This window comes from Achromobacter sp. GbtcB20 (assembly GCF_019091095.1).
GTDB classification, from domain to species: Bacteria; Pseudomonadota; Gammaproteobacteria; order Burkholderiales; family Burkholderiaceae_B; genus Achromobacter; species Achromobacter mucicolens.
On sequence record NZ_JAGXJZ010000681.1, the window covers coordinates 1 to 255 of the forward strand.

Genomic DNA, 255 nt, shown 5'->3' on the forward strand with positions numbered 1-255 from the left:
AGGCAATCCCGCCGTCACTCTGCTAGACCTGAAACTGCCGAAGATCGACGGCCTGGAAGTGCTCGACAAGATCAGGGGCACCCCCTTACTGAAAAGCATGCCGGTGGTGAAGCTGACCTCCTCGAAGGAAGAGCAGGACCTGGTGCGCAGCTACGAACTGGGCGTGAACGCCTACGTCGTCAAGCCGGTCGACTTCAAGGAATTCGTGCGCGCGATCGCCGATCTCGGGATCTTCTGGGCGGTGCTGAACGAACC

At 60.0% G+C, this 255-nt stretch carries 1 protein-coding gene; it reads left to right on the top strand.

Annotated elements, in window-relative coordinates; genetic code table 11:
* A partial coding sequence (locus KVT32_RS30710) for a response regulator (protein ID WP_217619498.1) occupies positions 1 to 255 on the top strand: 255 nt, incomplete at both ends.